Annotated in this window: 19 protein-coding genes; 2 read left to right on the top strand and 17 right to left on the bottom strand. The window is 66.7% G+C overall.

Annotated elements, in window-relative coordinates; translation table 11 throughout:
• Window positions 1-90: 90 nt before the first annotated feature.
• Window positions 91-1,161 (top strand): FAD:protein FMN transferase, encoded by a 1,071-nt coding sequence (locus tag DOM66_RS07930; protein WP_110689802.1) that lies wholly within the window; start codon window positions 91-93, stop codon window positions 1,159-1,161.
• Window positions 1,162-1,183: 22 nt separating this feature from the next.
• Here the strand turns inward: DOM66_RS07930 and DOM66_RS07935 are convergent, their stop codons facing one another.
• From DOM66_RS07935 to DOM66_RS20085, 6 genes are all read right to left on the bottom strand, one after another.
• Window positions 1,184-1,888 (bottom strand): response regulator, encoded by a 705-nt coding sequence (locus DOM66_RS07935; protein WP_110673753.1) that lies wholly within the window; start codon window positions 1,886-1,888, stop codon window positions 1,184-1,186.
• The gene (locus DOM66_RS07940; protein WP_245392394.1) at window positions 1,885-4,581 is read right to left on the bottom strand and encodes a sensor histidine kinase; all 2,697 of its coding nucleotides are present in this window, start codon (window positions 4,579-4,581) and stop codon (window positions 1,885-1,887) included. The genes DOM66_RS07935 and DOM66_RS07940 overlap by 4 nt, the downstream gene beginning before the upstream one ends.
• A 61-nt stretch (window positions 4,582-4,642) precedes the next feature.
• Complete coding sequence (gene kdpC / locus DOM66_RS07945) at window positions 4,643-5,227, bottom strand: potassium-transporting ATPase subunit KdpC (RefSeq protein WP_245392395.1); 585 nt, start codon at window positions 5,225-5,227, stop codon at window positions 4,643-4,645.
• A 111-nt stretch (window positions 5,228-5,338) separates the two neighbouring features.
• Complete coding sequence (gene kdpB, locus DOM66_RS07950; protein ID WP_280951257.1) at window positions 5,339-7,366, bottom strand: potassium-transporting ATPase subunit KdpB; 2,028 nt, start codon at window positions 7,364-7,366, stop codon at window positions 5,339-5,341.
• A 53-nt stretch (window positions 7,367-7,419) separates the two neighbouring features.
• Entirely contained in the window at window positions 7,420-9,111 is a 1,692-nt protein-coding gene (gene kdpA / locus DOM66_RS07955; protein ID WP_110689806.1) for a potassium-transporting ATPase subunit KdpA, read from the bottom strand.
• A gap of 1 nt (window position 9,112) precedes the next feature.
• Window positions 9,113-9,193 (bottom strand): potassium-transporting ATPase subunit F, encoded by an 81-nt coding sequence (locus DOM66_RS20085; protein ID WP_081919048.1) that lies wholly within the window; start codon window positions 9,191-9,193, stop codon window positions 9,113-9,115.
• Window positions 9,194-9,439: 246 nt separating this feature from the next.
• On the opposite strand from DOM66_RS20085, the gene DOM66_RS07965 reads away from it, so the two are divergent.
• Entirely contained in the window at window positions 9,440-10,528 is a 1,089-nt protein-coding gene (locus DOM66_RS07965; RefSeq protein WP_245392396.1) for a DUF1615 domain-containing protein, read from the top strand.
• Window positions 10,529-10,956: 428 nt separating this feature from the next.
• Here DOM66_RS07965 and glmU read toward each other — a convergent pair whose 3' ends face one another.
• The 11 genes from glmU to DOM66_RS08020 all read right to left on the bottom strand — a co-directional run bounded on the left by glmU (window position 10,957) and on the right by DOM66_RS08020 (window position 20,765).
• Complete coding sequence (glmU, locus tag DOM66_RS07970) at window positions 10,957-12,324, bottom strand: bifunctional UDP-N-acetylglucosamine diphosphorylase/glucosamine-1-phosphate N-acetyltransferase GlmU (RefSeq protein ID WP_110689807.1); 1,368 nt, start codon at window positions 12,322-12,324, stop codon at window positions 10,957-10,959.
• Between the two features lie 126 nt (window positions 12,325-12,450).
• On the bottom strand, window positions 12,451-12,876 hold the full coding sequence (locus tag DOM66_RS07975) for a F0F1 ATP synthase subunit epsilon (RefSeq protein ID WP_110673748.1): 426 nt from the start codon (window positions 12,874-12,876) through the stop codon (window positions 12,451-12,453).
• 57 nt (window positions 12,877-12,933) lie between these two features.
• Window positions 12,934-14,325, bottom strand: coding sequence for a F0F1 ATP synthase subunit beta (atpD, locus tag DOM66_RS07980; RefSeq protein ID WP_110673747.1), 1,392 nt, complete (start codon window positions 14,323-14,325; stop codon window positions 12,934-12,936).
• A 78-nt stretch (window positions 14,326-14,403) separates the two neighbouring features.
• On the bottom strand, window positions 14,404-15,294 hold the full coding sequence (atpG, locus tag DOM66_RS07985) for a F0F1 ATP synthase subunit gamma (RefSeq protein ID WP_106418975.1): 891 nt from the start codon (window positions 15,292-15,294) through the stop codon (window positions 14,404-14,406).
• Window positions 15,295-15,365: 71 nt separating this feature from the next.
• Window positions 15,366-16,910, bottom strand: coding sequence for a F0F1 ATP synthase subunit alpha (gene atpA, locus DOM66_RS07990; protein WP_106418974.1), 1,545 nt, complete (start codon window positions 16,908-16,910; stop codon window positions 15,366-15,368).
• Between the two features lie 16 nt (window positions 16,911-16,926).
• On the bottom strand, window positions 16,927-17,475 hold the full coding sequence (locus tag DOM66_RS07995; RefSeq protein WP_110673745.1) for a F0F1 ATP synthase subunit delta: 549 nt from the start codon (window positions 17,473-17,475) through the stop codon (window positions 16,927-16,929).
• Between the two features lie 11 nt (window positions 17,476-17,486).
• Window positions 17,487-17,957, bottom strand: a complete 471-nt coding sequence (locus DOM66_RS08000; protein ID WP_110673744.1) for a F0F1 ATP synthase subunit B — start codon at window positions 17,955-17,957, stop codon at window positions 17,487-17,489.
• A 69-nt stretch (window positions 17,958-18,026) separates the two neighbouring features.
• Window positions 18,027-18,275 carry a F0F1 ATP synthase subunit C gene (gene atpE / locus DOM66_RS08005; RefSeq protein ID WP_011508579.1) on the bottom strand — a complete coding sequence of 83 codons (249 nt, stop codon included), beginning with the start codon at window positions 18,273-18,275 and terminating at the stop codon, window positions 18,027-18,029.
• A gap of 67 nt (window positions 18,276-18,342) precedes the next feature.
• A complete protein-coding gene (gene atpB, locus DOM66_RS08010; protein WP_110673743.1) occupies window positions 18,343-19,209 on the bottom strand; it encodes a F0F1 ATP synthase subunit A in 867 nt (288 codons plus the stop codon).
• A 3-nt stretch (window positions 19,210-19,212) separates the two neighbouring features.
• A complete protein-coding gene (locus tag DOM66_RS08015) occupies window positions 19,213-19,788 on the bottom strand; it encodes a F0F1 ATP synthase subunit I (protein WP_232825084.1) in 576 nt (191 codons plus the stop codon).
• A gap of 56 nt (window positions 19,789-19,844) precedes the next feature.
• On the bottom strand, window positions 19,845-20,765 hold the full coding sequence (locus DOM66_RS08020; RefSeq protein WP_110689808.1) for a ParB/RepB/Spo0J family partition protein: 921 nt from the start codon (window positions 20,763-20,765) through the stop codon (window positions 19,845-19,847).
• Between the last annotated feature and the right edge of the window lie 5 nt (window positions 20,766-20,770).

The following is a 20,770-nucleotide window of genomic DNA, read 5'->3' on the forward strand; positions in this document are numbered from 1 at the left end:
CCGCCATCTTCCGCGCACGGGCAGCCCAGTCGTCAGCCGATCTGCGATAATGCACGCCGTTTACCGCTCCTCATCTCAGGTCACCCCGCGATGCCTCATCTTTCCTCGCCCACTGCCCTCGGTCGCCGCCACCTCGGCTGGCTCGTCACCGTCGTCACCCTGCTCGGCGTGCTGCTGGGGGGCTGCTCGCGCCCCCCGGCGCTTCACAAGCTCGAAGGGGCGGCCGAGGGCACGACCTACCATATCAGCTGGTGGTCAGAGCCCGAGGTCGCCCCCGAAACGCTAGAAAAGAGGATCGATCAGGCCCTGCAACAGATCGATCTGTGGATCTCCAACTACCGCGACGACTCGCTGATCGAACGCTTCAACCGCGGCTCCTCCACCCAGTGGCAGACGCTCCCTGCGGATGTCGTGCAGCTGCTGTCGATCGCACGCACGGTGCACCGGGAGTCGCGGGGCTGCTACGACCCCACCATTGCGCCGCTGTTCGACCTGTGGGGCTTTCGCGCGGACCACTTCCAGCCGCCGAGCCAGTCAAGCATCGAAGCGACCCTGGCCAAGGTCGGCTTCGACCATCTGCAGCTCGACCCGACACAGGACCGGGTACGCAAGACACTACCCGAACTCTCGGTGGACATGTCCTCGATGGGCGAAGGCTACACCCTGTGGCGCCTGCGCCAGGTGCTGGAGGACGCCGGCATCCACGCCTACCTGATCGAGTTCGGTGGCGACATGCTGGCGCGCGGGCGCAAGCCGGACGGCAGCACCTGGAAGGTGGCGATCGAGCGCCCCTCGCCGGCGCGCATGGCGGTCGAGCGGGTGTTCGAGATCAGCGCCGAATCCGGGGTGTCGATCAATACCTCAGGCACCTATCACCACTTCTTCGATGAGGCGGGCCATCGCTACTCGCACATCCTCGATGCGCGTACCGGCACGCCGGTGACCCATGATCTGGTCTCCGCCAGTGTGATCGGCAGCGACCCGCGCCTGGGCGACGCCTGGGCCACGGCGATGCTCTGCCTGGGCCAGCAGGCGGGCATGGCGGTGGCGCGGGCCCAGCATCTGGCGGTGCTGTTCATCCAGCAGGATGGCGATGGCAAGCTGCACGAGAGCCAGAGCCCGGCGCTGGCCAACTCCAACCTGGTGAAGGCGCTGCCCTGAGCGGCGTGGCGAGCGGCTCGACTCAGGGCATCGCCACCAGGCGGTAGCCGACCCCCGGTTCGGTCTGGATCAACCGTGGGGCATCGGGGTCGTCGCCCAGCTTGTGGCGCAGGCGGCTGACGACGATGCGCAGATAGTGGGTGTCGTGGACATGCACCGGCCCCCAGATCTCGGCGAGCAGCTGGTGCTGGGTGACGACCCGATCGGGCTGGCGCGCCAGCATCGCCAGCACGCTGAACTCGCGCGGGGTCAGGTGCAGCGCCTCGCCGTGGCGGGTGACACGGTGCCCGGCGATATCCAGCGTCAACTCGCCGAGCTGGAGCAGCGCCGGGACAGCGCTGGGCGCGGGTGCGCGCAGCGCCACGCGCACCCGCGCCAGCAACTCCTGGATGCCGAACGGCTTGGTCACGTAGTCGTTGGCGCCGGCATCCAGGGCGGCGACCTTTTCGCGCTCGCTGCCGCGGGCCGAGACCACCAGCACCGGCACCTCGCTCTGGGCGCGCAGGGCGTCGAGCACCTCCATGCCATCGACGTCGGGCAGGCCGAGATCGAGCAGTACCAGCGCCGGCGGCTGGCGGTTGAACGCCGCCACCCCGGCAGCACCGGTCTCGCACGCTTCCACCTGGAACCCCTGGGAGCAGAGGCTGATGCGTAAAAAGCGTCGAATCTGGCGATCATCCTCGATCACCAGCAGACGCGGCCCAGGCCCCGGGGAAACCTCACTCATGACGACTCTCTCTCTGCCGTTGTCTCGGTCTCGGGCAGTGCCCACAGCGGCAGACGGATCACGATTTCGCTACCGCTGCCCCAATCCGCTGCCCGTGCCACGATCTCGCCGCCATGGGCGCCGACCATGCCGCGACAGATGGCCAATCCCAGCCCGCTGCCCTGGGGGCCACGGTCACCATCACCACCGCTGAAGAACATGTCGAAGATACGCTCGCGCAGCGCCTCCGGGATGCCCGGCCCCTGATCGGCGACACGAATCACGATCCACTCCCCCACCTGCTCGCCCACCAGCCGCAGCCGCCCACCCGGCGGCGAGAAGCGTGCGGCATTCTCGATCACGTTGATCAGCGCCTGCTCGATCAGCGCCGGATGCACATAGAGCAGCGGCAGTTGGGGGTCGAGGTGACGCTCGATACGCAGCGGCTCGACCACCGTGCCCAGACGCTTGAGCGCCGAGTTGAGGATATCGGCGAGGGCGACCCAGTCGCGCTCGAGCTTGAGCCCGCCGTGCCCGAGCCGGGTCATGTCGAGCAGATTCTGGATATAGCGATTGAGGCGTTCACTCTCGCCGAGCACGCCATCGAGCAGCTCGCGGCGATCGGCTTCCGCCAGTTCGGACCACAGATCACGCAGCGCACTGGCGGAGCCGATGATCGCCGCCAGCGGCGTGCGCAGATCGTGGGAGACCGATGAGAGCAGCGCCGAGCGCAGGCGTTCGTTCTCTTCCGCCAGCCTGGCGGCGCCGAGCTCCTCGACCAGCCGGGTGCGCGCCAGGGCGGCGCCCAGCTGGTTGACCAGATTGACCACCAGCGCCTCCTCGGCCTCGTCGAGTCCCGCCCCACGGTCGCCCAGAGCCAGCCCCAGCACCGCCGGCACAACCCCCTCGCCCGCGCCCTGTTCGACGATCGGCACGAAGCGCCAGCGCTGCGCGGCCAGGGTCTGGGTGCCATGGCCGCTGGGACGGGCGTGGCGCTGACTCCAGTGCGCCGCCTGCAGGGTCGGGGCGTCGAGCACGATGGCCCCGGGGTACGAGGCGCTGACCCGCGGCGGCGCCTCGGCCTCGGGGCTGTCGACGAACACGCACGGCAGCTCGAGCTGGTCCGCCAGCACCTTGACCGCGATGGTGCGTACCCGATCGCGATCCGCCGCCGCGGCCAGGGCGCGCGAGATCGACAGCATCTCCTGTATCTGATGGCGGCTCTGGCGCAGCAGCAGCAGCTGGCGCCGTACCTTGCCGGCGAGCTGCCCGGCCACCGCAGCGACCAGGCAGAAGACGAGCAGCGTGAGCACCTGGTCCTGATGGATCATGACCAGGCTGAAGCGGGGCTCGGTGAACAGGAAGTTGTAGACCAGCGCGCTCAGTGCCACCGCCAGCATCGCCGCGCGGGTCCCCGCCTTGAGCGCGCTGACCAGTACCGCGGCGAGGAACACCAGCGACAGGTTGGCCAGGTCGAGCAGACTCGACAGCGCCGCCGCGACAACCGCCGCCAGGGCCACGCTGACCAGCGGCCACACCCCCTCGCGCCACCGCGGCCAGCGCCACTCTCGCTTACGCCGAGGCGGTGCAGCGGGCGCCTCGGCGAGCAGGATCAGATCGAACGGCGGCCGGCGGGCCAGCAGGCGGCCGACCAGAGGCGCCTGCCACCAGTGCCACTTGCGTGGCGTACGCCCGAGCATCAGCGTAGTGACGTTGTGGCGCGCAGCGTATTCGAGCAGCTCGGCCAGGGGGTCGTCGCCACGCAGGGTCTCCCAGCGGCCACCGAGCTGTTCGCTCTGCTGGCGCAGCGTGCCCGCTTCACCGGCCGCCGCGGCGTCGAGTTCGCGCAGCGGTGTCACCAGCACCACCGCCCACGGTGCCTGGTGGCGCTGCGCCCAGCGGCTGGCGGCGCGCAGCAGCGCCTGGTCGCCACGCCGCCCCTCCACCGCCACCAGCAGCCGCGCGCGCACCGGCCAGGGCCCGGCGACGCCGCCGGCGTCCATCACCCGGCGCACGTCGCTGTCGAGCCGCTCCGCCATCACCTGCAGCGCCAACTCGCGCAGCGCAGTCAGGTTAACCGGCGAGAAGTAGCGCGCCAGCGCCGCACGGGCCTGCTCCGGTACATAGACCTTGTCCTGCTTGAGCCGCTCGATCAGCTCCTGCGGGGTGAGGTCGATCAGCGACAGATCGCGGGCCCGGGCGATCAGCGCATCGGGCACGGTCTCGCGCATGCGCACGCCGGTGATCCGCGCGACATCGTCATTGAGCCGCTCGACGTGCTGGACGTTGAGCGTGGTCCACACCTCGATGCCCGCATCGAGCAGCTCCTCGATATCCTGCCAGCGCCGCGCGTGGCGCCCCCCGGGGATGTTGCGATGGGCCAGCTCGTCGACCAGCAGGATCGCCGGGCGCCGGGCCAGCGCCGCATCGAGGTCGAACTCGGGATAGCCGCGCCCGCGGTAGTCCCGCGTTATCGGCGCCAGGCGCTCGAGCCCGGCGCACAGCTGCTCGGTCTCGGCGCGCCCATGCGCCTCGATGACACCGAGCACCACCTCCTCGCCACGGTCGTGACGCTCGCGGGCGGTACGCAGCATGGCGCTGGTCTTGCCCACCCCCGGCGCCGCGCCCAAAAAGATGCGCAGCGCACCGCCGCTACGGGTGGTGGCCAGCAGCGCATCCGGGTCCGGACGCGGGGGATCTTGGGTGTGATTCACGCAGGGCTCCGACAGGGGCGGCACGCGGCATACGGGCAGACGCCCGATCGGCGCCGGGTGCTCACGGCAGCGGCCGGACGGCGATGCCATCGAGGGCCAGATTGAGCGGAAGAATCGCCACCCGCGGCTGGCCGAGCCCGCCGCTCTCACTATAGCGCGCCACCAGCCCACGGACATCCGCCTCGCGCAGGCCGCGGGCATGCGCCACCCGGGCGACCTGAATCGCCGCCGCCTGGGGGCTGATGTGCGGGTCGATCCCGGAGCCCGAGGCGGTCAGCAGATCCACCGGTATCCGCCCCGGCGCCACGCCGTCACGGGCGGTGATTCGCCGGGCATCGGCTTCGGCACGTTGCCGCAGCGCCGGGTTGCTCGGCGCCAGGTTGGAGCCGCCGAGCGTGTCGGCGGCATAATCCACCGCCGAAGGCCGGCCCTGGAAGTAGCGGTCACTGGTGAATGCCTGTCCCACCAGGGACGAGCCGATGATCCGCCCCTGGGCATCGGCAAGCAGGCTGCCGTTGGCCTGGTGAGAAAACCCCAGCTGGCCCACGCCGACCACCACCAGCGGATAGAGCAGCCCCAGCAGCACCGCCATGAGCAGGCTGAAGCGGGCTGCCGTCAGCCAGCTGCCGGGGCCAGCGTACCGCAAGAGAGGGTGAGAGGCCTCCGCGGGAGAGGCATGCGCACCATGCACGGCAGCGTCGTGGCGAGGCGCATCATGACCGGAATCAGTGGCTGACATGGCAAGTCTCCAGAGTGCTCAGAACAGCGGACCGATGAGCAGGTCGATCAATTTGATGGCGGGGAACGGCAGCAGCAGGCCACCGAGACCGTAGATCAGCAGGTTGCGTCGTAGCATGGCGCTGGCGGAGGCTGCGTGGACGCGCACGCCGCGCAGGGCGAACGGGATCAGCGCGGGTATCACCAGCGCATTGAAGATGACCGCCGACAGCACCGCGGACTGCGGCGAGTGCAGGGCGAGCAGATCGAGCCCGCCCAGCGCCGGTACGCTTGCGGCGAAGATCGCCGGCAGAATGGCGAAGTACTTGGCCACATCGTTGGCCAGCGAGAAGGTGGTCAGCGCGCCGCGGGTGATCAGCAACTGCTTGCCGATCTCCACCGCACTGAGCAGCTTGCCGGGGTCGGAGTCGAGATCGACCATGTTGGCCGCCTCCCGCGCGGCCTGGGTGCCCGAGTTCATCGCCAGCCCGAGATCCGCCTGGGCCAGCGCCGGGGCGTCGTTGGTGCCGTCACCCATCATCGCCACCAGCCGCCCGGCGGCCTGCTCCGCGCGAATCAGCTCGAGCTTCTGCTCGGGCGTCGCTTCGGCAACGTAGTCGTCGACCCCCGCCTCGGCGGCGATCGCCGCGGCGGTGATCGGGTTGTCGCCGGTGATCATCAACGTCTTCACGCCCATCTGACGCAGCTGCGCGAAGCGCTCGGCGATGCCCGGCTTGATCACGTCGGCGAGTGCGATCACCCCCAGCAGACGCGCCCCTTCGGCCACCGCCAGCGGCGTGGCACCGTGGCGCGAGATCCGCTCGACCAGCGCCTCGTAATCCGCCGGTAGCCGCCCGCCGGCTTCCTGCACCCGCCGGGCGATGGCGTTGGGGGCGCCCTTGCGCCAACAGCGGCCATCGGCGAAATCGAGCCCGGAGACCCGGCTGGCGGCGCTGAACGGCACCACGCTGGCCTCCACGGCCACCAGCTCGTCGCCCTGGGCCCGGGCCAGGGCGACGATCGAGCGCCCTTCGGGCGTGGGGTCCTCGAGGGAGCAGAGCGCAGCGACCTGGCGCAGCCGCGCCGGGTCGACCCCGTGGCAGGCGGCGAACTCGGTGGCGCGGCGGTCACCCAGGGTGATGGTGCCGGTCTTGTCCAGCAGCAGGGTGTCGATGCTGCCGGCGATCTCCACCGCCTTGCCCGATTTGGCGACGAGATTGGCACGCATGGCGCGCTCCATCCCGGCGATACCGATGGCCGGCAAGAGCCCACCGATGGTGGTCGGGATCAGACACACCAGCAGCGCCACCAGCATCACCGGCGAGGTCGAGATACCCACGAACTGGGCCAGCGGCACCAGGGTGACGACGACGATCAGAAAGATCAGGGTGAGCGTGGAGAGCAGCACGGAGAGTGCCAGCTCGCTGGGGGTCTTCTGACGGCTGGCGCCCTCCACCAGAGCGATCATGCGGTCGAGCAGCGAATCCCCCGGATCGACGCTGACCTCGACGAGCAGTTCGTCGGAGAGCAGCTTGGTCCCGGCGCTGACCCCGCTGTTGTCGGTGCCCGCCTCGCGCAGTACCGGTGCGGACTCACCGGTGACCGCGGATTCATTGATCGAGCCGGCGCCCTCGAGGATCTCGCCGTCGGCCGGAATCAGCTCACCGGCGACCACCCGCACGCGGTCGCCCCGACGCAACCGATCGGCAGCGACCCGCTCTTCGCCGCTCCGGGTCAGCCGGCGTGCCTGCAACTCACCGCGGGTGGCACGCAGGCTACCGGCGTGCGCCTTGCCCCGCGCTTCGGCCATCGCTTCCGCCGCGTTGGCGAACAGTACCGTCGCCAGCAGGATCAAGGTCACGATCAGCGCGAAGATTCCCTGGCCGCTCGCCTCGGCAAACGCCATGCCGGTATACATCGCGCACACCAGGGTGCCGATGGCGACCACCGCCATCACCGGATTGCGCGCCAGACTGCGCGGGTTCAGCCGGCGCAGGGATTCTGCCAGCAGGGTCAGTGGCCGAATGCGCAGGCCCTGGGAGGCGTCGTGTGCTTGCATCATTGCCATCTCTCTTTCCTCGATCCCGTTTTCACCCATCCCGTTTCCGTCGACGCGCGGCATCAGGGCAGAGTCAACTGTTCAGCGATCGGTCCCAGCACCAGCGCGGGCAGGAAACCGAGCAGATTGACGATGACGATGACCCCGGCGGTGAGCCCGACGAAGGCGCCGCTCTCCATGGCCAGGCTGCCGCGCCCTTGCGGCGCCGTGCGCTTGCCCGCCAACCACCCGGCCACCGCCAGCGGCACCAACATCGGCAGGAAGCGGCCGACCGCCAGCGCCACCACGCAGGTCAGGTTCCACCAGGGCGTCGCATCGCCGAGTCCTTCGAAGCCGGAGCCGTTGTTGGCGAAGGCCGAGGTGTATTCGTAGAGCACCTGGGAAAGGCCGTGGAAGCCGGGATTGGAATTGCCGGCCAGGGTGGGAAACGCCACGGTGATGGCGGTCGATCCGAGGATGATCAAAGGCTGTGCCAGAATCGCCAGGGAGATCCAGCGCATCTCGCGGGTCTCCAGCGGCTTGCCGAAAAGCTCCGGGGCGCGGCCGATCATCAGCGAACCGATGAACGCCGCCAGCATCAGGTAGAGCAGATAGCCGATCAGACCCACGCCGATACCGCCGAAAGTGACGTTGACGAACATGTCCATCAGCAGCCCCAGGCCGCCCAGCGGGTTGAAGCTGTCGTGCATGGCGTTGACGGAGCCGTTGGAGGTCTGGGTCGTCCAGCTGCCCCAGAGCGCGGAGAGATCGCTGCCGAAGCGCAGCTCCTTGCCCTCGAGGTTGGGGCTGTCGGCAACGGCGAGCCCGACCAGGGCAGCGTTGGGCAGGCGCTCCGACACCACGATCATGGTGGTGGTGAGCAGCGAGAAGGCGATCATGACCACGCCGATCCCCATCATCAGCCGGCGCCGGCCGCTGATGACACCCACCGCGATCAGCGACGCTACCGGTATCAGCAGCAGCGCGATCGTCTCGATCAGGTTCGACAGCCCGGTCGGGTTCTCCAGCGGCACGGTCGAATTGGGGCCGTACCAGCCGCCGCCGTTGGTGCCCAGCTGCTTGATCGCCACCATCGGCGCCACCGGGCCACGGGGGATCACCTGCAGCGCGCCCCCATCGAGCATCGTCACCCGCTGGGCGCCCTGATAGGTCGCCGGTACGCCCTGCCATACCAGAATCAGGGCCACGATCAGCGACAGTGGCAGCAGCACCCGCACCACGATCCGCGTGAGATCGACGTAGTAGTTCCCCACCCCGCCCCCGGCGTTCGTGGCGACCGGGCGCCGTAGCAGCGTCCGGGTGATGGCGAGCAACACCGCCAGCCCCGTCGCCGGGGTCAGGAACTGCAGCGTGACGATGGCCAGGGTCTGGCTCAGGTAGGAGAGTTGCGTCTGGCCCGAATAGTGCTGCTGGTTGGTATTGGTGGCGAACGAGACGGCGGTGTGCAGCGCCGTATCCCAGCGCATGCCCGGAATGCCATCGGGGTTGAGTGGCAGCACGCCCTGGTCCATGAAGACGAGCCAGGCAAGCCCGATCAGCAGCAGGTGAAGTCTCAACACGGCCAGCAGATAGGCCGACCAGGTCATCGACAGCCGTCGGTCGACACCGGCCAGGCGCATCAGGAACGACTCCAGCGGCCCGAAGAGACGATCCATCACGCTGGGGCGATGCGTATCCAGCGCGCGGCCCATGTAGAGCCCCAGGGGCAGCGCCAGACCGATGAGCAGCGCATAGTAGAGTGGCAACACACTCATCTCAGAACCGCTCCGGCCGCCACAGGGCGACTCCCAGATACAGCGCGGTGGCGGCGGCGATCGCCAGCATCAGATAGGACATGCCGAGCACTCCAGGTCAGGGGAGGCTCAGTCTCGGCGGCAGAGGCGTAAAAATTCGAGATCGAAAAGCCTCGCGCGGCGTAAAGAGGGCGTAAAAATGTCCCACGTCATGGTCAAGCCGTCGCGTGCTGGGCATCATCACCCCTTATCGCCCATGGAGACCCGCGTGCCGACTTCCCTGCTATCGCCCTTCGCCCTCGCCCTGCCTGCCGGGCGTCCTCGTCCTGAGGCTCGTTACCGCGACCGCGTGAGGCGCGCGTCCCGCCGCTGGCTGAGAGTGGCGCTGCTGGCCCTGCTGGCCGGGTGCAGCTCGCAGGCGCCGCAGCCTGGCTTCGAGCAGCCCCCGGCGAGCGTCAAGCAGCAGTTGGTCACGCTGATGCCTGCCGGCACCCAGGATCGCGACGGCTGGGCCACGGACATCACCGCGGCGTTCGCGGCCCAGAACCTGCCCGCCACCCGCGAGAACCTGTGCGCCACGCTGGCGGTGATCGGCCAGGAGTCGACCTTCGACGCCGACCCGCAGGTGCCCCACCTGGCGCGGATCGCCCGCGAGGAGATCGAACGCCGCGCCGAGGCGCTGCATGTACCCGGCTTTCTGCTCGCGGCGGGGCTGAAGCTGACCTCGCCCACCGGCGAGACCTACGCCGAACGCCTCGACCGGGTGCGCAGCGAACGCCAACTGAGCGAGCTGTACGAGGATTTCATCAGCATGGCGCCGCTGGGCCAAGAGCTGTTCGGCGGCCTCAATCCGGTGCATACCGGCGGCCCGATGCAGGTGAGCGTGGCCTTTGCCGAAGCGCATGCAGCAGGCTACCCCTACCCGATCGACGACTCGATCCGCCATGAGGTGTTCACCCGGCGCGGCGGCGTCTATTTCGGTATCGCCCACCTGCTCGGCTACCCGGCCCACTACACCGACCTGCGCTACCGCTTCGCCGACTACAACGCCGGCTGGTACGCCAGTCGCAACGCGGCCTTCCAGGCTGCGGTGAGCCAGCTCTCCGGCATTCCGCTCGCCCTCGACGGCGACCTGATCATTCCCGGCTCACGCCAGGCCGGACAGACCGAGCTGGCGGTACGCACGCTGAAAGGCCGGCTGGGCATGGATGATGGCGAGATTCGCGATGCGCTGGAGAAAGAGGATTCCCTGGATTTCGAACGGACCGCGCTCTACGAGAAAGTCCGTTCACTGGCGGAACAGCAGGAAGGTCAGCCTACCCCCTACGCGCGCCTGCCGGGGATCAAGCTCGAAAGCCCCAAGATCACCCGCAACCTGACCACGGCATGGTTCGCCAAGCGGGTCGAGGCGCGCTGGCAGCAGTGCATGAGGCGGTGATGTCCAATATTTGAAATCTGAACGGCAAGTTTCTCCAGTCGCCGGAAAGAAACCACCCAATAGCGCCTTCCAGGCTCAACCCGAGCGATATTCGGCGAGCCGGGTCTAGCGACATGGGTAAGGCGAACCAGACATCTGAGTGATGTCTGGTTCGCCGAACGAGCTGGCCTTGGATGGCCAGCTCCGGCCTGCAAGCGGGACAGGATGTTTTAGCGAAGCAGGTCGCTAGAGGCGCGCCGGGACAGGAACGTCCTTGCGCGCCGACCCGAAGCGCTGACGAAGATCGCACGGGGTTTCTTGAGCCTGTGGCGCGAAAAGGGGAGCGCGAGGGGCTTGCCCCTCGCAGTCACGACGATGACAGTCGTAAAGCTCTCGTCAGTCGTAATCTCGTTTGAAGTGAATAAGCCCCGAGCGAGGGCCCGAAGCTATCAAGACTTCGGCGTCTTCACCGGGCGCTGCCAGCCGGGCTTGGCCACCTGACGGCTGCGGGCCAGCGCCAGCTCGCCCTGCGCCACCTCGCGGGTGATGGTGGAGCCGGCGGCGATGGTGGCATCGTCAGCGATCGCCAGCGGCGCGACCAGGGCAGTGTTGGAGCCGACGAAGACGCGCTCGCCGATCCGCGTGAGGTGCTTGTTGGCACCGTCGTAGTTGCAGGTGATGGTGCCGGCGCCGACATTGGTGTCGCGACCGATCTCGGCATCCCCCAGATAGCTGAGATGACCCGCCTTGACGCCCTCGCCGAGCGTCGCGTTCTTGGTCTCGACGAAGTTGCCGACATGGGCACGGGCGCCGAGACGCGTCCCCGGGCGCAGACGCGCGAAGGGCCCGCAGTCGCTCTCCTCACCCATCTCGGCGCCATCGAGATGGCTGTGCGCCTTGATCACCGCACCGCGGCGGATGACGCTGTCCTTGATCACGCAGTGGGGGCCGATCACCACATCATCCTCGAGGATGACATGACCTTCGAGAATCACCCCGACATCGATGTCGATGTCCCGCCCCACGGTGACGTCACCGCGCAGATCGAAGCGCGCCGGATCGGCCAGGGTCACCCCGGCGGCCATCAACCGTTCGGCCTGGCGGCGCTGGTAGGCCCGCTCCAGCGTAGCGAGCTGGCGGCGCTCGTTGACCCCCTCGACTTCGATCGGCGAGGCCGGCTGGGCGGCCTTGATCTCGACCCCATCGCCGGCGGCCATGGCGATGACATCGGTCAGGTAGTACTCGCCCTGGGCATTCTCGGCGGAGAGCTGCGGCAGCCAGCGCTTGAGCTGGGCTGCGGTCATCGCCATGATCCCGGTGTTGCACTCACGGATGGCGCGCTGGGCGCTGGTGGCGTCCTTGTGCTCGACGATCGCGACCACCGCCTGCTTGTCGTTACGCACGATGCGCCCGTAGCCGCTGGGGTCGTCGAGGGTCACTGTCAGAAGCCCCATGTGCTGCTCGTCGACCCCCTCCAGAAGCGCCTTGAGGGTCTTGGCCTGGATCAGCGGCACGTCGCCATAGAGCACCAGCACCTTACCGTCACCAAGGCCGTCGAGGGCCTGGGCCACGGCGTGACCGGTACCCTTCTGCTCGGCCTGCTCGCAGAAGCTCAGCCCGCGTCCGTCGAGGGCCTCGCGCACCGCCTCGCCGCCGTGACCGACGACCACGTGCAGGCGCGCCTCTTCGAGCCCCGCCGCGGTATCCACGACATGCTGCACCAGCGGCCTGCCCGCCAGGCGATGCAGCACCTTGGGGGTCTTGGAGCGCATGCGGGTTCCCTGGCCCGCGGCCAGAATCACGACGTCGAGTGACATGGGATCATCCTTTCCTGTTCGGTATCGGGTCGGCACCATTATCGACGTAACGGCACCGCATGAAAAAGGCGACTCTGGAGAGTCGCCTTTTTCGGGTCCTGCTAGCGGGGTCGGCGCAGCGCGAAATCAGCCGCGCCCACCCTTGCGCCGCAGCTGCTGCAGCGTGCGCAGCTGAGCGGTGGCCTCGGCCAGCTCGGCGGCGGCACGCGTGTAGTCGAGCTCCGACTGCTGGTCGTTGAGCGACTGCAGCGCGTGCTGGCGCGCCTGCTCGGCTTCGGCTTCGTCCAGGTCGCCGGCGCGAATGGCGGTGTCCGCCAGTACCGAGACCACGTCCGGCTGGACTTCGAGGAAGCCACCGGTGACGTAGTAGAGCTCTTCTTCGCCGCTCTCCTGAATGACCCGCACCGGACCGGGCTTGAGCTCGGTCAACAGCGGTGCGTGACCGCGCAGGATACCCAGATCGCCAGCCACGCCGGCAGCGATGAGCTGCTCGACGCTGCCCGAGAAGATCTCCTTCTCGGCGCTGACGATGTCGCACTGAAATGTGGCCATAGCGCTATCCTCTTGTGCCTGAGGCCCCGGGGTACGATACCCCGGAGCAAGGCTGGCTTACTTCATGCTCTTGGCTTTCTCGACCGCTTCGTCGATGGTGCCGACCATGTAGAAAGCCTGCTCGGGCATATCGTCGTAGTCGCCGTTGAGGATGCCCTGGAAGCCACGAATGGTCTCCTTGAGCGAGACGTACTTGCCGGGCGCGCCGGTGAACACTTCGGCGACGAAGAACGGCTGCGACAGGAAGCGCTGGATCTTACGCGCCCGCGATACCGCCAGCTTGTCCTCATCGGAGAGCTCGTCCATCCCCAGGATGGCGATGATGTCCTTGAGCTCCTTGTAGCGCTGGAGCACGTTCTGGACGCCGCGTGCGGTGTCGTAGTGCTCTTCGCCGACCACCAGCGGGTCGAGCTGACGCGAGGTGGAGTCGAGCGGGTCGACGGCCGGGTAGATACCCAGCTCGGCGATCGAGCGCGACAGCGTCACGGTGGAGTCGAGGTGGGCGAAGGTGGTCGCCGGCGACGGGTCGGTCAGGTCGTCCGCGGGCACGTAGACGGCCTGCACGGAGGTGATCGAGCCGGTCTTGGTCGAGGTGATACGCTCCTGCAGGGCGCCCATCTCTTCGGCCAGGGTCGGCTGATAGCCCACCGCCGACGGCATACGACCCAGCAGCGCCGACACTTCGGTACCGGCCAGGGTGTAGCGGTAGATGTTGTCGACGAACAGCAGTACGTCGCGACCTTCGTCACGGAACTTCTCGGCGATGGTCAGGCCGGTCAGGGCCACGCGCAGACGGTTGCCCGGCGGCTCGTTCATCTGGCCGTAGACCAGGGCGACCTTGTCGAGAACGTTCGACTCCTGCATCTCGTGGTAGAAGTCGTTACCTTCACGCGTACGCTCACCGACACCGGCGAACACCGAGTAGCCGCTGTGCTCGGTGGCGATGTTGCGGATCAGCTCCATCATGTTGACGGTCTTGCCCACGCCGGCGCCGCCGAACAGGCCGACCTTGCCGCCCTTGGCGAACGGGCAGACCAGATCGATGACCTTGATGCCGGTTTCCAGCAGCTCGCTCGACGCGGCCTGCTCGGCGTAGGTCGGTGCCTGACGGTGGATCGGCATGCGCTCGACGTCGGCGGCAGCGTCACCGCCGATGTCACCGGCTTCGTCGATCGGCTGACCGAGCACGTTCATGATGCGGCCCAGCGTCTCCTTGCCCACCGGCACGGAGATCGGGGCACCGGTGTTGACCACGTCGATGCCGCGCTGCAGACCTTCACTGGAGCCCATGACGATGGCGCGCACCACGCCGTCGCCGAGCTGCTGTTGCACTTCGAGAATGGCCTCTTTGCCCGAGACCGTCAGCGCGTCGTAGACCTTGGGGACATTGTCCCGCGGAAACTCTACGTCAACCACCGCGCCGATGATTTGTACGATACGTCCGCTCATAGTGGTTCCTCGTAAACCTGCAAATGAAACCTGTAGGCCAAGCCGTACTCGCGAGCGTCGCCCCGCGGGGCGACGTCGTCATACCGCCGCGGCACCACCGACGATTTCCGAAATTTCCTGGGTAATGGCCGCCTGACGCGCCTTGTTGTACACCAGTTGCAGATCGTCAATCAGATTGCCAGCGTTGTCGGTCGCGTTCTTCATCGCGATCATGCGCGCAGCCTGCTCACAGGCCGCGTTCTCGACCACGGCCTGATACACCTGGGATTCGACGTAGCGAACCAGCAGGTGATCGAGCAGGGTCTTGGCATCCGGCTCATACAGGTAGTCCCAATTACCCTGATTCGTACCGGGACTGGGTTGTTCATCGCCCTGGGTGTCGTCCTCGACCGCCTCGAGCGGCAGGAGCTGACGCACCACGGGTTTCTGGCTCATGGTGTTGACGAACTCGTTGTACACCACGTAGAGCCGATCCAGACTGCCTTCGTCGAAGGCATCGAGCATCACCTTGATGCTGCCGACCAGATCCTGGACTTCCGGCGCATCGCCGAGCCCCTTCTTGGCCGCCAGCAGATTGCCGCCACGCTTGCGGAAGAAACCGCCGGCCTTGCTGCCGATGGCCGCGAAGTCGGCACCGACACCCTTGTCGTGCCAGTCGCGGGCGTGGTTGACCACCGCCTTGAACAGATTGACGTTCAAGCCGCCGGCCAGGCCCCGATCACTGGAGACCACGATATAGCCCACGCGCTTGACCTCGCGCTCGAGGGTGTACTCGTGGCGGTACTCCGGATTGGCCTTGGCGACGTGGCCGACCACCCGGCGGATCAGGTTGGCATAGGGCTGGCTGGCCGCCATGCGGTCCTGGGCCCGACGCATCTTCGACGCAGCGACCATTTCCATGGCGCTGGTGATTTTCTGCGTGTTCTTGATGCTCCCGATCTGGGATTTGATCTCTTTTGCAGCTGCCATCGCGGATCACCTGATTCCTGCCGCTCAGCTGGGCGAGGCGGCCCGCTCCCGGAGGAGACGGGCCGCACCGCTTACCAGGTCTGAGTGGACTTGAACGACTCGAGACCCGACTTGAGACCCTTCTGGATCTCGTCGTCGTAGCCGCCGCTTGAGTTGATCTTGTCGAGCAGGTCGGCGTGCTCGGACTTCATGTAGTCCTGCAGGGCACGCTCGAAATCGAGGACCTTGTCGACCGCGACATCGTCCAGATAGCCTTCGTTGGCGGCGTACAGCGTCAGCGCCATCTGAGCCACGGACATCGGCGAGTACTGCTTCTGCTTCATCAGCTCGGTGACACGCTGGCCGTGCTCGAGCTGCTTGCGGGTCGCCTCGTCGAGGTCGGAAGCGAACTGCGAGAACGCCGCCAGCTCACGGTACTGGGCCAGCGCCAGACGCACACCGCCGCCGAGCTTCTTGATGATCTTGGTCTGGGCCGAACCACCCACACGGGAGACCGAGAGACCGGCGTTGATGGCCGGACGGATACCCGAGTTGAACAGGCCGGTCTCGAGGAAGATCTGGCCGTCGGTGATCGAGATCACGTTGGTGGGAACGAACGCCGAGACGTCGCCACCCTGGGTCTCGATGATCGGCAGCGCGGTCAGCGAGCCGGTCTTGCCCTTCACTTCACCGTTGGTGAACTTCTCGACGTACTCGGCGTTGACGCGCGCGGCGCGCTCGAGCAGACGCGAGTGGAGGTAGAAGACGTCACCCGGATAGGCTTCACGGCCCGGCGGACGGCGCAGCAGCAGCGAGATCTGACGGTAGGCGACGGCCTGCTTGGAGAGGTCGTCGTAGACGATCAGCGCATCTTCGCCACGATCGCGGAAGTACTCGCCCATGGTGCAGCCGGCGTAGGGCGCCAGGTACTGCATGGCGGCCGGATCGGCGGCACCGGCGGCGACCACGATGGTGTGGTCCATGGCGCCGTGCTCTTCGAGCTTGCGCACCACGTTGGCGATGGTCGACTGCTTCTGACCGATCGCGACGTAGATACAGGTGACCCCAGTGCCCTTCTGGTTGATGATCGTGTCGATCGCCACCGCGGACTTACCGATCTGACGGTCACCGATGATCAGCTCACGCTGGCCGCGACCGATCGGCACCATGGCGTCGATCGACTTGAGGCCGGTCTGCACCGGCTGGTCGACCGACTGACGGGTGATGACGCCCGGAGCGACCTTCTCGATCGCGTCGGTCAGGCTCGTCTCGATATCGCCCTTGCCGTCGATCGGGTTGCCCAGCGCATCGACCACGCGGCCGACCAGCTCCGGACCCACCGGCACTTCGAGGATACGACCGGTGCACTGCGCGGTCATGCCCTCTTCGAGCTCGAGGTAGTCACCCAGGACCACGGCGCCGACGCTGTCGCGCTCGAGGTTGAGCGCCATGCCGTAGACGCCACCGGGGAATTCGATCATCTCGCCGAGCATCGCATCGGCCAGGCCGTGGATGCGGACGATGCCGTCAGCGACGCTGACGACGGTGCCCTGATTACGGGCTTCGGAGGCGACATCCAGCTTGTCGATACGCTGTTTGATGATGTCGCTGATCTCGGAAGGATTCAGTTGCTGCATGCCATGTCCCTCGAACTCAAGCGGTGAGCGCTTCGCGCAGGCGCTGCAATCGACCGCGTACCGACCCGTCGATGACGGTGTCGCCGGTACGCAGGATCACGCCGCCCAACAGCTCGCGGTCCACCTGAGTGGTAATGGAGATTTCACGATTCAGACGCTTCTTCAGAGCCTCGGCGAGAACGTTCTGCTGCGCTTCGTCCAGGTCGAAGGCGGAGACGATGGTGACGTCGACCCGCTTTTCTTCCTGGGCGCGCAGCGCCTCGAACTCCTCGAAGATGTCGGGCAGCGCGGCCAGACGACCCTTCTCGCCGACGAGGTGCAGAAAGTTCTGCACGCTCGCGTCGTTCAGGTCGTCGCCGCACACTTCCAGCAGCAGCCGGGTCTTGTCCGCGGCGGTCAGCCGCGGATTGCCCAGCACACGCTCACCGACATCCGCGTTCCCGGCCACCTGCGCGGCCAGGGCAAGACTCTGAGACCACGCTTGAAGCGCCTGCTTGTCGCGCGCGAACTCGAACGCCGCCTTGGCGTAGGGTCGTGCAACGGTTTCGCTAGACGTTTGAGCCATGGTGCGCCTCCTTAGAGCTCGGCAGCGAGCTTGTCGACGAGCTCACGATGCTTCGACTCGTCGATGGAGGATTCCAGGATGCGCTCGGCGCCGGCCACAGCCAGCAGCGCCACCTGGGCACGCAGCTCTTCCTTCGCGCGATTGATCTCCTGATCGATTTCGCTGCGAGCGCCTGCAATGATGCGCTCGCCTTCCGCCCGCGCATTGTCACGGGCCTCTTCGACGATCTGATTGGCCCGCTTGTTGGCCTGTTCGAGGATCTGCTGCGCCTGCTCCTTGCTCTCCTTCAGCGTCTCTTCGGCTTTTTCCTGAGCCACTTCGAGATCGCGGGTAGCACGGCTGGCCGCATCCAGACCGTCGGCGATCTTCTTCTGTCGTTCCTGCAGCGCCTGCATGACCGGCGGCCATACATACTTCATGCAGAACCAGACGAAGACCGCAAAGGCAATGGCCTGACCAATCAGTGTAAGGTTCAGATTCACGCCAGCACCTCTCGCGTCACAAGTTTGGGGTTAAGGTCACCGCGGCCACACGGGCCGTAGACGGCGACGTTAACCGACAAACGGATTGGCGAAGGTGAAGAACAGTGCGATACCCACGCCGATCATGGTCACGGCGTCGAGCAGACCGGCGACGATGAACATCTTGACCTGCAGCTGCGGGATCATCTCCGGCTGGCGCGCGGCGCCTTCCAGGAACTTGCCACCCAGAATACCGAAACCGATGGCGGTACCCAGTGCGCCGAGGCCGATCAGCAGAGAAACGGCAATCGCGGTCATGCCCAGAACTTGTGCTTCCATGGTTGTCTCCAGTTTTCAGTCAGTCTTGCAGTCGAGTTTACGGGTTAGGGGTTGAAGGAAACGCGTCTCAATGCTGCTCTTCGGTCGCCATGCTGAGATAGACGATGGTGAGCATCATGAAGATGAATGCCTGCAGCGTGATGATCAGGATGTGGAACACCGCCCACGGGAAGTGCAGCGGCAGCTGCCACAGTCCGATCATCGCGATCAGGATGAAGATCAACTCACCGGCGTAGAGGTTACCGAAGAGTCGCAACGCCAGAGAGACCGGTTTGGCCAGAAGGGTGACGAGCTCAAGCAGAAGATTGACCGGAATCAACAGGATCTGGGCGAATTTGTTGGGCGTGTTGAACGGATGCAGGGTCAGCTCGGCGATGAAGCCGGAGAGGCCCTTGGTACGAATCGAATAGAAAATGATCAGCGCAAAGACCGACAGCGACATGCCGAAGGTGGCGTTGACGTCGGTGGTCGGCACGACCTTGAAGTAGACGTGCGCCGGATCGGCGCCGAACCAGGCACCGACCTTCTGGGCCAGCATCGGCAGGAAGTCCACCGGCACCAGGTCCATCAGGTTCATCAGGAAGATCCAGCAGAAGATGGTCAGCGCCAACGGGGCGACCAGCTTGCTCTTGCCGTGGAAGGTCTCGCGCACCGAACCGTCGACGAACTCGACCATCATCTCGACGAAGTTCTGCAGCCCGGTGGGCACGCCGGTGCTCGCACGCTTGGCGACCAGGCGGAACAGATAGAGGAACAGCACCCCCAACCCGATGGACCACCCCATGGTGTCGACATGGATCGCCCAGAAGCCCATTTCACGGGCTTCTGCGGCAGAGTGCGCCAGCGACCAGCCATGCTCCGGATGCAGACCGAAGGTCATGTTCTGCAGGTGGTGCTGAATGTACTCCGTACTCGTCGGGTTGTTGCCAGCCATGGTTCAGCCTCGAGATTGAATGTGTGACGGACGGCGCAGTAGCCAGGGCCCCAGCCACTGCAGCAGCAGCGTCAGCACATAAGCGCCAAAGAAGAAAGCGGGGTTTGAGGGGGGCACGGCCACGAACACCAGCGTAAACAGTGCCGCCGTCAAACCGAACTTGCCGGCCTCGGCGTGGTAGAAGCTTTTGACGATGTATCGCGCCTGCCCCGCTCCCTGGTAGCGGAAGGCGCGCCAAGCGAAGAAGGCACTGGGCACGGCCGCGACGAGCCCACCGCACAAGAGCGATAGCGCCACGCCCTGCCCCAGGACGCCCCAGGCGATCAGGGCCATGCCCATCACGCCGCCGAACTGCACGAGAATCATCGCCGCGATGCGCGGTCTGGGAAGCCTGGCCGGTGCCGTTGGTTGCATGGCGTCGGTCTCGCCGTTGATTCTGAATGCGTATTTTGTCGTCGCTGCGTTCGGCGTGCGCCTGGCAAACCTCGGCGGATTATAGAGAAGCGGCCATGCCGCATCAACCGAACCTGCACCGATCTGAGGCGTCTTGCGCGAAAAACGATCACGAAAAGTGCGCAAATTCCATTATCGCGCTAAACGTTTTCGCCCCGAAGCGCTCCGCCACCGGGTTGGGCTCAGCGAATGTGCCCGAGAATACCGTCGAGCTCGTCGAGACTGGTGTAGCGAATGGTGACCCGCCCCTTGCCGGAGGCGTTGTGATGAATCTTGACCGGGGCGCCGAGCAGGTCGGCGAGACGATTCTCGAGCCGCCCCACATCCGCCGGCGGGCGTTTGTCGTCGGGCTTCTTGCGTCCCTCGGCGATCTGTTTGACCAGCGCCTCGGTCTGACGCACGGTGAGCTCCCGCGACACCACCTCGTGGGCCGCCTGGCGCTGCTTGGCCGCGGAGAGGCTGAGCAGGGCGCGGGCGTGGCCCATGTCGAGATCGCCACGCTCGAGCAGCGTCTGCACGTGGGGGTCCAGCGCCAGCAGGCGCAGCAGGTTGGCGACCTGGGCACGCGAGCGGCCGACCGCATCGGCGACCTGCTGCTGGGTCAGCTCGAACTCCTCGAGCAGACGCTTGAGCGCCATCGCCTCCTCGACCGGGTTGAGGTTCTCGCGCTGAATGTTCTCGATCAGCGCCAGCGCCAGCGCGACCTCGTCGCTGACCTCGCGAATCACCGCCGGAATGGTCTCCAGCTCGGCCAGCTGGGAGGCGCGCCAGCGCCGCTCGCCGGCGATGATCTCGTAGCGCTCGGCGCCGATCTGGCGCACCACGATCGGCTGCATCACGCCCTGGGCGCGAATCGAGTCGGCCAGCTCTTCGAGCGCTTCCGGCTGGATATCGCGGCGCGGCTGGTACTTGCCTCGGGTGAGCTGACGCAGCGGCAGGCGTTCGAGCCGCTCACCGCCGCCCTCGCCCCCCGGCAGCGCCTGGGCCGGCGCAGCGTCGTCGGCAGCGACAGCGCTCTCCGTCGCGCCACCGTCGCGGCGCCGGGCGCTGGAACCGATCAGGGCATCTAGCCCGCGTCCCAGCGGGCGTTTGCGCGTCGTCATGGCGT

The organism is Salinicola endophyticus (assembly GCF_003206575.1).
GTDB classification, from domain to species: domain Bacteria; phylum Pseudomonadota; class Gammaproteobacteria; order Pseudomonadales; family Halomonadaceae; genus Salinicola; species Salinicola endophyticus.

Excerpts from the sequence above, each read along its gene's own strand:
- DOM66_RS07930 (WP_110689802.1), top strand. The coding sequence starts at position 91 with ATGCCTCATCTTTCCTCGCCCACTGCCCTCGGTCGCCGCCACCTCGGC.
- DOM66_RS07935 (WP_110673753.1), bottom strand. The coding sequence starts at position 1,888 with ATGAGTGAGGTTTCCCCGGGGCCTGGGCCGCGTCTGCTGGTGATCGAG.
- kdpB (WP_280951257.1), bottom strand. The coding sequence starts at position 7,366 with ATGGCAATGATGCAAGCACACGACGCCTCCCAGGGCCTGCGCATTCGG.
- kdpA (WP_110689806.1), bottom strand. The coding sequence starts at position 9,111 with ATGAGTGTGTTGCCACTCTACTATGCGCTGCTCATCGGTCTGGCGCTG.
- DOM66_RS20085 (WP_081919048.1), bottom strand. The coding sequence starts at position 9,193 with ATGTCCTATCTGATGCTGGCGATCGCCGCCGCCACCGCGCTGTATCTG.
- glmU (WP_110689807.1), bottom strand. The coding sequence starts at position 12,324 with ATGTCACTCGACGTCGTGATTCTGGCCGCGGGCCAGGGAACCCGCATG.
- DOM66_RS07975 (WP_110673748.1), bottom strand. The coding sequence starts at position 12,876 with ATGGCCACATTTCAGTGCGACATCGTCAGCGCCGAGAAGGAGATCTTC.
- atpD (WP_110673747.1), bottom strand. The coding sequence starts at position 14,325 with ATGAGCGGACGTATCGTACAAATCATCGGCGCGGTGGTTGACGTAGAG.
- atpG (WP_106418975.1), bottom strand. The coding sequence starts at position 15,294 with ATGGCAGCTGCAAAAGAGATCAAATCCCAGATCGGGAGCATCAAGAAC.
- atpA (WP_106418974.1), bottom strand. The coding sequence starts at position 16,910 with ATGCAGCAACTGAATCCTTCCGAGATCAGCGACATCATCAAACAGCGT.
- DOM66_RS07995 (WP_110673745.1), bottom strand. The coding sequence starts at position 17,475 with ATGGCTCAAACGTCTAGCGAAACCGTTGCACGACCCTACGCCAAGGCG.
- atpE (WP_011508579.1), bottom strand. The coding sequence starts at position 18,275 with ATGGAAGCACAAGTTCTGGGCATGACCGCGATTGCCGTTTCTCTGCTG.
- atpB (WP_110673743.1), bottom strand. The coding sequence starts at position 19,209 with ATGGCTGGCAACAACCCGACGAGTACGGAGTACATTCAGCACCACCTG.
- DOM66_RS08020 (WP_110689808.1), bottom strand. The coding sequence starts at position 20,765 with ATGACGACGCGCAAACGCCCGCTGGGACGCGGGCTAGATGCCCTGATC.